Source organism: Cohnella fermenti (genome assembly GCF_004801405.1).
Classification (GTDB): domain Bacteria; phylum Bacillota; class Bacilli; order Paenibacillales; family Paenibacillaceae; genus Cohnella; species Cohnella fermenti.
Map to the genome: position 1 here is coordinate 1 of NZ_SSOB01000080.1, position 11,108 is coordinate 11,108.

An 11,108-nucleotide genomic window follows, 5' to 3' on the forward strand; every position below is an offset into this window, starting at 1 on the left:
TCGAATGTTACGAACGGTCAGGCCACGACTTGCGATTTGGGGAGATCACCAAGCGCCAGCTGGAAATCTATGAAGCGCTAGAAATAGCCCCCCCGACCTCGTTATAATTTGGCCGGGGATTTAGGTTTCAGCTCTCGCGCGATCTTCGCCACAAATTTCAATCCACGCAGCCCGCGCGAACTGCGACTTCACGAGCTTTGTGCAGATGCGTTCTTATAAAATTTCAATCCACGCAGCCCGCGCAGGCTGCGACCGCAAGAGGCCATCGTCGCGACGATCAAGATCAAATTTCAATCCACGCAGCCCGCGCAGGCTGCGACTGGCCGGTACAGGACGCATTGATCGAGAATATCATTTCAATCCACGCAGCCCGCGCAGGCTGCGACGTAAATGGTACATGATGGAGGGTGATGGGATTGAAATTTCAATCCACGCAGCCCGCGCGAACTGCGACGACACAAGTGCCGAAGGGACGAAACGGAAGAAAGATTTCAATCCACGCAGCCCGCGCGAACTGCGACCTGAAACTCCTCAAGATGTCCAAAATCCAAAGCAGATTTCAATCCACGCAGCCCGCGCGAACTGCGACAGCGCCGCCTGCGAGCCCTTGCCCCGCAAGGGCTCCGAGGGGCCAAAGTGCGAATGGCGAATTCAGGCCGTCGAAGCGACGCCTAAATTCCCCGCATAAACCTGAGAGCCCAAGCGCAGCGCGAGGTGCGAATCTCCCGGGGAATTCATGTGAGCTTCCCATTCGCACCGGCGGCATGGCTGGCGAATGCGTCCTTCACGGACAGCCGAATCTCCTCCTATTCTACCATCTCCCCGCACGGGAATTCAGCACTATTTTCCAAGTATGCATCAAACAAGAAAAAACAAGCGCCCCGAAGGACGCTTGTTCGCGGGAATTCCAGTACGCTTGCCAGATACAATTCTTGCCGGATTCGTTCTCAATGCCCCTCGGCACCCTTGTCGTTCGACAGGCCGGTGATCTCGAAGAGCTTGAACAGCAGGCTCAGCAAGATGGCGACGACGGTGGCAAGGCCCATGCCGGAGAGGGAGAAGTCGCCCGCGGTGATCTTGACGCCGCTCAGGCCGGTGACGAGGACGACGGTCGTCAGGAACAGGTTCGACGGCTTGCTGTAGTCGACCTTGGACTCGACAAGCATCCGGAAGCCGGAAGCGGCGATGACGCCGAACAGCAGCAACGAGACGCCGCCCATGACCGGAACCGGAATGTTGGAGACGAGCGCCGAGAACTTGCCGAGGAACGACAGCAGGATGGCGATAACCGCCGCTCCGCCGATGACGAACGTGGAGTACACCTTCGTGATCGCGAGGACGCCGATGTTCTCGCCGTACGTCGTGTTCGGCGTTGCGCCCGCGAAGCCGGACAGGATGGTGGAGATGCCGTTGCCGAGCATCGAGCGGTGCAGGCCCGGGTCCTTCGACAGGTCCTTGCCGACGATGTTGCCGGTGACGATCAGGTGGCCGACGTGCTCGACGATGACGACGAGAGCGGCCGGGAGAATGACGCCGATCGCGCTCCATTCGAAGCTCGGGAACGTGAACGTCGGCGTGTCGAGCCAGTGCGCGTCCGAGACGGTGCCGAACTTCACTTCGCCCATCAGGTAAGCGAGGACGTAGCCGCTGGCGATGCCGATCAGAATCGGGATAACGCCGAAGAAGCCGCGGAACAGCACCGAGCCGAGGACGGTGACGAGCAGCGTGAAGACGGACAGGATAATCGTGTTGCGGTCCGGCGTCCAGTCGGGGACTCCGCCGGAGATCCAGCCGGCCATGTTCGCGGCGGTCGGAATCAGCTCAAGGCCGATAACGGCGACGATGGCCCCCATCGCAGCCGGGGGGAAAACAACGTGAATCCAGCCGGTCCCCGCGGCTTGAATAATCAACGCGACGATCGTGAAGACGACGCCGGCCGCGATGAATCCGCCGAGAGCCGCCTCGTAGCCGGCCTCAGGCGATGCGTGCGTGCCGATGACCGCGCCGACGGGAGCGAGGAAGGCGAAGCTGGAGCCGAGATAAGCCGGAATCCGGCCTTTGCAGATAAGCAGGTACAGCAGCGTGCCGATGCCGTTCATCAACAGGCAGATCGCCGGGTCGACCCCGAGGATGTTCGGGACGAGCACCGTCGAGCCGAACATGGCGAACAGATGCTGCAGGCTGAGCACGAAGCTCTGCCCGAGCGGGGGCACTTCATGGACTTGAATGACACGCTTCATTAGATAGGATTCCTCCATCGATCGACATGGTTTTACAAATATCACTGTGGATTATAACCATAGCCCGCAGCGTCTGACAAGGACTTATTTAATAGTATGGACAGGCTGAGCGGCCCTTTATCATTTTGAAGCAATCGCTATTGTCTTGGTGCGGATTGGGCAGAGGGGCAGGGAGGCGGGTTGCCGATCTACTGAGGTGTTTTATGTGGAGAAAAAGGGGAGGCGATGCATGGTTGTTCATTCCCGGATGGGGAGACGTGTATCGAGGACAGGCGGACTCGCGGGGCGGAACAGGAGGAGCCGTCGGCAGGTGTCCTCCCAGCTCGGAGGGCCTCGCCGTTTTATATGCTTTTTAGCATAAAAAGATCGGGAAGTTAGTCGTTTTGGCGTTTTTATGTGGTTTTTCGAGCTTATTCGATTGGGTCGACGGCTGACGCGGCGTATCTATGTGAAATTTAGCATAGATGCGCCCGCTTGGCCCGCTTCGTCCGAGATGAATGTGAAAATTCGACTATAAATCGCCAATAACCAACGCTCAGAGGCGCTTCCCTGCTCCGACCCTCTCCGTCCCGTTCCGGCCCGCGACAATCCGCCTGGCTGCGTGCGCTTACTCTCCGAACAGAACCGTCTGAATCGAATGCGCCGGGATGCTCAGGCCGGCGATCTCCCCGCGGCTGCGGAGCGTATACGGCAGTTCCTTATCCGTCTTGTTCAGGACGACGACGGCGAGCGTGCCGTCCGGGTTGCGGAAGGCGGTCGTCTGCAGCTTCTCCGTGTACTTCGACCAGCCGACGCGCACCGCGCCGGGGCGGATGTACTTGCTGAAGTGACCGATGTAATAGTACGAGCTCTGGAACGTCAGTTCATCGGTCCGGGTGTCGGCGATGATCGGCGCATCGCAATAGTTGCCGACATGGTTCGGCCCGCCTTGCTCGTCAAGCACGATGTTCCAGTCCGTCCATCCGGACATGCCGTTGTTCAGGTTGCCGATGATGTCGTGGGCATAGCGCTCGCCGCTCGCCCACGAGCCGAACTGGACGCCGCCTTCGTGGCAGCCTTCGGTGAACACGAGCTTCTTGTCCGGGAAGCGGTCGCGGACGAGCGACAGCGCTTCGAAGTGGTCCCCGGAATACCAGTGGAAGCCGATGCCCCAGATGTACTTGGCCGCCTCCGGGTCCTCGAAGGCGACCCGCGCGCGGTCGTACACCCGCTCCTTGTTATGATCCCACACCATCAGCCGGACGCGCTCCATCAGGCCCGCTCCCTCGAGCGCAGGTCCGAGATGGTCGCGCACGAACGCGGCTTCCTCCTCCGCGGTGTAGACGCACGAATCCCAGCGCTGAACGGCTTTGGCTTCATTTTGCACCGTCAATCCCCAGACCGGCAGCCCTTCGGCTTCGTACGCTTCGATGAACTTCACGTAGTAGCGCGCCCACGCATCGCGGTATTCCGGCCTGAGTCGGCCGCCGCCGTTCATCGCTCCGTTCGTCTTCATCCAGGCGGGCGGGCTCCACGGGGAAGCGTAGAGCAGGAAGGACTCGCCGGCCGTCTCGGCGGCTCGCTTGATCAGCGGGATGATCTGCCGCTTGTCGTGCGCGATATCGAACGTGGCGAGCGCGGCGTCACCTTCCTGAACGTACGTGTAATTGCCGAGAGAGAAGTCGCAACTGTTGATATGAGTGCGGGCCAGCGTATAGCCGATGCCCCGCTCCGCGTCGAAGTAGGCTTCAATGATCTTGCTGCGGTTCTCTTCGCCCAGCTTCGCGGCCGTCACGGCCGAAGCCTCCGTGATGGCGCCGCCGAAGCCGAGAATCTCCTGGTACGAGATGTCGTCGTACACGTTGATCAGCTCGTTCTCGACTCCCTCCGAGTCGGGGCGGAAGGCGGATGGATCTAGCTCGGACAAGCGATGCCCGGTACTCTGGGACGTCTGGATAATGCGGATGGCTCTTGTCGTCATGGCGTGACCTCTCTTCTTCGTTCTTGCTCTTATTATAGAATCGAGGTACGCTCGTCTTGTAGCGACAATATCGTCATAAACCTCAACAATCCGGCTGAAAATAAAGTCAGGAGGAGCGGCGTGAAGAAGATCGAGGTGCAATTGTGCGATTATTCCAGCCATACGGAGTTTGTTCAGGGGTATCCGGACGGCCTCCCTACTTACATTATTCGTCTGCAGGCGGAAGGAATGAGCCGTGCGCTGGTCGGAGGGGAGCTGACGGAGATCGTTCCCGGCGATCTCCTGCTGTTCCGGCCGGGAGAGCGGTACGAGCTGAGAATCGGCGAGCGCGGACCGCTGCCTGCGGCCAAGAGGAGCGGCGACTACTTCGTTATGTGCGTCGGGGAAGGCATGGACGAGTGGTGGGCGAGGCGAGAGCGGCCGACCCTGTCCCGCATCGGGGAGGACGGCCGCATCCGCGCGGTGTGGCAGCAGCTCATTCTCGAGCATCGGCGCCTGGGCGGAGGCGATGCCGAACTGGTGGCGCTGCTGACCCGGGCGCTGCTCGCCATGCTCGACCGGGCGATCGACGAAGCGCCGGATTCCCGGTCCGCCCCCGCGCTGAACGCGCTCAAGATGAGAAGCTTCATCGAGAGCCGTTCGACGGAGGCGCTTACGCTCGAAGACATCGCGATGCATGTCCGGCTCAGCGTCTCGCGCGCCGGGCACCTGTTCAAGGAACACTTCGGCGTCTCGATGATCGCGTACCTGCAGCAGATTCGAATGCATCGCGCGCTCAATCTGCTTGCCTACAGTCAGCTCTCGCTGGAGCAGATCGCCGCCGAATCGGGACTGGGGAGCTACGCGTACTTTCACCGGCTTTTCCGCGCGCAATACGGGATGTCTCCCGGCGCTTACCGGAAGAAGCGCAGTGCGTCCTCCCGGCCGTGACCGGCCGGAGCCAGCGATTGCCTTGTTGTGAGCGGGGCGATCGTCGTGCTATCTTAGGGGAATAACCGGCATGCGGGAGGTGCAACAATCGTTGACAAGCCTTCGAATCGTCTCCATCCTGACCGCGCTGACGGCGCTGCTCCTTGTAAGCGCTTGCGGAAGCAATGGCGCGGCAGGCTCCTATAAAGTGATCTACGAGCTGGAGAGTCCGTCCGCAACCGACGAAGGAGACGGGCTGGCCGCTAACCCGGCGCCGCATTACCGGATCGGGGTCGTGCCCAAGTTGAACAACACGTACTTCGACGTCGTGAAGCAAGGAGCCCAGGAAGCGGCCTGGGACATCGATGTCGAGCTTCTCTACGAGGCTCCGGCCTCCGCCGATCCCGACGACCAGATCGAGGTGATCCGCGGCCTGATGGGGAAGAACGTCGACGCGATCGCCGTGTCCGCGAACGATCCGGACGAGCTCGTTCCGGTGCTCGAGGAGGCGAAGAGCCAGGGGATCAAGATCGTGACGTGGGACTCGGACGCCGCGCCGGAAGCGCGGGAGTTCTTCGTCAATATGGTCGATCCGGAGACGCTCGGCCGCCATCTGCTGGATACGCTCGCCTGGAGCATGGGAGAGAAGGGGGACTTCGCGATTCTGACCGGCTCGCTCGCCGCGGCGAATCTGAACGAATGGATCGGGTGGATCAAGAAGCAGCAGGAGGAATATTACCCGAACCTGCATCTGCTGGAGATCGTCCCGACCGAGGACGACCCGGACAAGGCGTATGAAGCGGCCAAGTCCTTGCTGGCGAAGTATCCCGGCCTGGACGGGATCATCGGCAATTCGTCCGTCGGCCCCCCCCGCCGCCGCCCAAGCGGTGAAGGAAGCGGACGCGGCCGGCCGAATCCGCGTCGTCGGCCTCTCGACGCCGAACCAGATGCGCGGTTATCTTCATGACGGCTATGCGCAGACCGCGACGCTGTGGAGTCCGAAGAAGCTGGGCTACCTGACGGTCGTGCTGACGCGGAACCTGCTGCTCGGCCAGACGCCTTACGACGATCAGACGGTAGAGAAGGTCGGCAAAATCCGGGTGAACGGGGATATGATCATCATGGGAGCTCCGCTCGATTTTACGAAGGACAATGTCGACCAATATGATTTCTAGGCTGCTGGAACGCTTGAAGCTCCGCAACACCCGGCTGAGCTCCAAGCTGATTCTCATCTACCTGCTGCTGACCGTCGTCCCCATGTCCCTGCTCGGCTATCTCTCCTACGTCCAGTTCAGCCGTTCGATCGAAGAGCAGATCGGGGAGTACATGCCGCGTTTTCTATACCAGGCGAATTCGAACGTGGAGCAGCGCATCTCGGAGCTGGCGTCGCTGCCGGACCTGCTGTTCAACTCGGACGACATGATCGCGATTCTGCGAAGGGACGAGGAGCAGAGCGTCTCCGATCTCAACAAGGACCTGTTCGCCGTCAACAGCTATATGTCGCGCACTTACCTCGCAGGGAGCAACCCGGACGTTCTCGCCGTGTTCCTGCTGTCGAAGAATCGGCTGTTCCAGAGCTCGAAGGTCGCTTACTCCGGCTTCGACCGGGATCAGGCGATCGCTCCGTACCGCTACGAGCTGACCGGTCTGGTCGAGAAGCCGAAGATCATTCTGCCAAGCGAGACGACGCTGAAGTTCCAGAACGACGTTCCCTATATTCTGATCATGAAGCAGATCGCGGATACGGACAATCGCCGGATCATCGGCACGATGTTCATCGCCGTTCAACTGACGTTCATCGACCGGATTCTGCACGACTTCGAGAAGAACGACAAGGCCGACCTCTGGGTGATGAACCGCAAGGGGGAGCGTCTGTACCATACCGACCCGGAGCTGATCGGCACGTTCGACCCGGAGATCGGCCGCTATCCGATTCTCAGCGGGAGCTTCCGCACGACGGGGCCGGGGCCCGACCGGCTCGTCAGCGTGACGGAGTCGACCGAGCTGGGCTGGGTGTTCGTTCACAGCATTCCGCTCCGCTACCTGACGGAGAAGACCGATCTCGTCCGCAACGTCACCGTGTTCGTGTTCATCGGGGTCGTGCTCGTGACGGCGATTCTCGCAGTTGTGCTGTCGCTCAACATCACGCGTCCGTTGAAGAAGCTGAGCCGGCTGATGAAGAATGCGGAGATGGGGCACTTCCAGGCGGATCACTCGCTCCAGAGCCGGGACGAGGTCGGTTCGCTTGCCCGCAGCTTCAACTCGATGATCACGACGACCCGAGAGCTGATCCAGACGAATTACCGCATCGAGATCCGGCAGAAGGAAGCCGAGCTGTACGCGCTGCAATCCCAGATCAATCCGCACTTTATCTACAACACGCTCGAGACGATCGGGATGGCGGTCGAGGAGCAGGAGACGGACACGGTCGTGGACATGGTGACGCTGCTCGGGCGCATGCTGCGGTTCTCCGTCGGCAACAAGGCGAAGGCCGTACCGGTGTCCGAAGAGGTGCAGCATATCCGAGATTACCTGACGATCCAGAAGTACCGCTTCGAGGATCGGCTGACGTTCGACATCCAGCTTGGAGCCGACATCGAGAAGGACAATCTCTACTCGCCCAAGTTTATTCTGCAGCCCATTGTAGAGAACGCCATCAAGCACGGGCTGGAGACGCGCAAGGCGCTCGACATTCAGATTGCCATCGGCAAGGAGCTCAGCTTCCGTTCCGGCAAGCACGACGTCGTGTACCGGATTCGCGACAACGGGCCGGGCATCCCGGCGGAGAGAATGGCGGAGCTGGAGGAGGCGCTGCGCTCGGATACGCATATCGACAAGGATTCGGGGTTCGGCCTCAGCAACGTGAACGCCCGGATCGTGCTGATGCACGGACCCGAGTACGGGCTCCAACTGCACAGCATCTACGGCAAGGGAACCGAGGTGATCGTCCGGATTCCCGCTCGGGACGGGACGGAGTCTGCGGCAGAGAGCGGCGGGGGCAGAATCGATTCGGAGCCATCGCGCGGGGAGGAGTGACGGAATATGCAGAAAATAAAGACGGTCATCGTCGACGACGAGGCAAGAATTCGGCGGGGGATCGAGCGGCTGGTGCAGTCTTGCGGCGAGGAGTGGGAAGTGGTCGCGACGCTCTCCGACGGCAAGGAGGCGCTGGACTACCTGCACGGCTCGCAAGGGGCGGTCGATCTCCTCATCACGGACGTGAGGATGCCGGTCATGGACGGGCTGGCGCTGATCAAGGAGGCGAAGCGCCATTATTCGTTCTACCCGATGCTCGTCAGCGGCTACGACGACTTCGATTACTTGCAGACGGCGATCCGGGAAGGGGCCGTCGATTACATCCTGAAGCCGGTCGACCGCGATCAGTTCCGCGAACGGCTGGCGGATCTGCGCGGGCGAATCCTCGACGGGCGGAGCGAATCGTGGAAGCGCGGCGAGACGGAGCGGCAGGCCGAGAAGCTGAGGCCGGCGCGCCAGACGCAGACGCTGAGCTACATCACGTCGGCGGGAATCGATATCGAGCGGCTGGGGTATTGGGTGGAGGATTTTCCAAGGGGGCGGTACTTGCTGCTCTACGCGAGCCTCGACACGCTCCCGGTCAAGTCGAGGGGGTACACGACGAAGGATTGGGAAGCGTACACCTTCGCCTTGGAAAACATCATTGCAGAGGTAGCGACGAACTACGAGAGGCAGACGGGCTTCCAGGGCTGGAGCTGGCGCGGCGGCAACACCGACTTCTGGGTGCTCGTCGGCTGCGACGATCCGGAAGCCGATCTGGAGCGGGAGGCGGAGGCTCTGTCGGAGCAGGTGCGGGTCTCGATTCACACGTACATGCCGTTCACGGTGTCGGTGTCCATCGCTTCGCCGATCGAGGACCTGTACCTGTTGCCTGAAGCCCGAAGGGAGGCGCTGTCGCTGATGCGCCATCGACTCGTCGAGGGCGGCAACCGGGTTTTCCGGCTGGCGGAGCTTGCGTCTCCGGCCGGGGAGAGCGGCGACGCGGCTTCGCGCCTCGAGGCGGAGCTGCCTTCGCTCGCGCTTCGGCTCCGGCAGGCCGTTGCGAACGCCAACGTCGAAGAGGCGGACGCGCTCCTCCGCCAATACTTCGCCGAGCTTGCCAAGTCGTCCTCGCCCGCCTTTATCCGCAGCGCCTCGCAGAATCTGCTCATCCAGATCCACTCGGCGGCGCTCGATGGAGGCGGAGCCGAAGGCGCGGAGGCCGACGCCGTCGAACGCGAGATCCGCTCGCTGGATCAGGTCGCGGGGCTCCCCGAGCTGCGGGCCATGCTCGCCCGGCGCATGACCGCGATCATGGACGCGATCCAGGCCGCGCGCCGGGACGGCAACCGCAAGCCGATCGAGCAGGCGAAGGAATGGATAGCGGGCAACCTCGGCGGCGACCTCTCGATCAAGCGCATCGCCGATCACGTCTACCTGAACCCGACCTACTTCTGCGAATACTTCAAGCTTCAGACCGGCGAGACTGTGCTCGACTACGTCACGCGGCAGCGCATGGAGAAGGCGAAGGAGCTGCTCGCCGACCCGGCCGCGAAGCTGCAGGAAGTCTCGGCAAGCGTCGGCTACCAGGACGCCAAGTACTTCAGCAAGCTGTTCAAGGCGTGGGCCGGCATGTCCCCCTCGAAGTATCGGGAGCGGGGATGAGGGAGAGGGAATCGAAGCATGAGGCCAGGCTAAGTTCGGCGGCGCTGACAGCATAGAGGCAAGGTGCGGCAGGGACGATGAGGTAGAGACGGGAGTTAGGCGGCGCTGGCGTCCGCTCGAGAGGATGGAAGGTATGTTCCCTCGTGCGGCGTCGGTGCCGCTTATTTGCGTTCGGTCTGCATGGCAGCGCCAGAGCCGGATAGACGAGATCCGGTTGCGAACGGTGTTGGCGAGGCAGGAGAGGACGGGCGCGAATGATACGAGGGAACACCTTGACTGCACCCATATTTCCACTGAGAGTGACTCGGGAGAGTAACCAGACAGCGCACATGGGCGGGACTCCGGCGAGAGTGACTCAGGAGAGTAACCAGACAACGCAACGGGTCGACAATTTCGAGGAACCGCCAGAATTTATACGAAATTTCACATTCGCACCCCCTCCAAACAGGAAATTTTCTTGAATTTATGTGAAAAACCACATTCATGGGCCGAATTCTTCCCGAGTTTGCGATATGTATGCGAAAAACCACATAAAATGCCCCGATTCAGGCTGCTTCTACGCTGACGAATGTGAAAAATCACATTCGCAGGCGCATCCGACGTGCTGCAGGAAGGTCCGAGCGAGCATGGTGGGTGCAGATGAGTAACCACGACCCAACCGAAGCGGCGATAGGCGCGTGGAGGTACCGAGATGAGTCACTATTACTCAAGTGCGGGCGTTCGAGCGGGCATGGTGGGTGCAGATGAGTAACCACGATCCAACTGAAGCGGCGACACCTCGGGTCTATTGGGGGATGCACCATTCGGAAAATTCGGAACAGGTGCCGTATTTTTTTCATCAGTCGACTAAAGCTCACCGAAAAATCATAAGTTCTTTAGTGGCTTCGGTACGGAGTTGAAGTTTTTTTTGAAAAAAATGCAACAAAATGAACTGTGAGGTTGTTATTATAATTGAAGGTGTTCCTTCAATTGGAAAAAAAGGTTAATTTATTGATTATCCCTTAAAGAAGAAGAGTGGGAAGAGTGGGAAAGGGGATATTTGAAATATACAAATAATAGCATTCCATTAGGTACTGATTCAAGATGCAAGAAAGTGACGGCTAAGGAGGTGGTAAATGGGTAGTGGTAAAGATCGATATTTATGAAATTTAGAAATCAAACAGTTTAAACGTGTACAATTAAATTTTTTAGAATGAGCCCAGCGGTGCAATGTCAAGTAGGTGAAACTGTGAAATTGGAAAAAAGTCAGGACGAAACGCCATCGGTGCCGAAAAAAGCGAACACCAAGCGAGACCCACCATGTTGTCGAAATTTTCAGA

General features: G+C 59.9%; 8 protein-coding genes. 6 read left to right on the forward strand and 2 right to left on the reverse strand.

Translation table 11 applies throughout. The features are described from left to right. Positions 1 to 205: 205 nt before the first annotated feature. A complete protein-coding gene (locus tag E6C55_RS35530) occupies positions 206 to 688 on the forward strand; it encodes a hypothetical protein (protein ID WP_407923780.1) in 483 nt (160 codons plus the stop codon). Positions 689 to 947: 259 nt separating this feature from the next. On the opposite strand, the gene uraA is transcribed toward E6C55_RS35530, so the two are convergent. Continuing rightward, entirely contained in the window at positions 948 to 2,240 is a 1,293-nt protein-coding gene (uraA, locus tag E6C55_RS32725) for a uracil permease (RefSeq protein ID WP_136374039.1), read from the reverse strand. 607 nt (positions 2,241 to 2,847) lie between these two features. Continuing rightward, positions 2,848 to 4,200: a glycoside hydrolase family 30 protein gene (locus E6C55_RS32730; protein WP_136374040.1), complete on the reverse strand. Its 1,353-nt coding sequence runs from the start codon at positions 4,198 to 4,200 to the stop codon at positions 2,848 to 2,850. 120 nt (positions 4,201 to 4,320) lie between these two features. Between E6C55_RS32730 and E6C55_RS32735 the strand changes: the two genes are divergently transcribed. From E6C55_RS32735 to E6C55_RS32750, 5 genes are all read left to right on the forward strand, one after another. Beyond that, positions 4,321 to 5,130, forward strand: a complete 810-nt coding sequence (locus E6C55_RS32735; RefSeq protein ID WP_168736006.1) for a helix-turn-helix domain-containing protein — start codon at positions 4,321 to 4,323, stop codon at positions 5,128 to 5,130. A gap of 91 nt (positions 5,131 to 5,221) precedes the next feature. Beyond that, positions 5,222 to 6,076 carry a substrate-binding domain-containing protein gene (locus E6C55_RS32740; protein ID WP_230986969.1) on the forward strand — a complete coding sequence of 285 codons (855 nt, stop codon included), beginning with the start codon at positions 5,222 to 5,224 and terminating at the stop codon, positions 6,074 to 6,076. Next, a complete protein-coding gene (locus E6C55_RS34980) occupies positions 5,997 to 6,284 on the forward strand; it encodes a type 1 periplasmic-binding domain-containing protein (RefSeq protein WP_330999684.1) in 288 nt (95 codons plus the stop codon). Before E6C55_RS32740 ends, E6C55_RS34980 begins: the two co-directional genes overlap by 80 nt. A 13-nt stretch (positions 6,285 to 6,297) precedes the next feature. After that, entirely contained in the window at positions 6,298 to 8,145 is a 1,848-nt protein-coding gene (locus E6C55_RS32745) for a sensor histidine kinase (RefSeq protein WP_230986971.1), read from the forward strand. Positions 8,146 to 8,151: 6 nt separating this feature from the next. Then, positions 8,152 to 9,789 (forward strand): response regulator transcription factor, encoded by a 1,638-nt coding sequence (locus E6C55_RS32750; protein ID WP_136374043.1) that lies wholly within the window; start codon positions 8,152 to 8,154, stop codon positions 9,787 to 9,789. Positions 9,790 to 11,108: the final 1,319 nt, after the last annotated feature.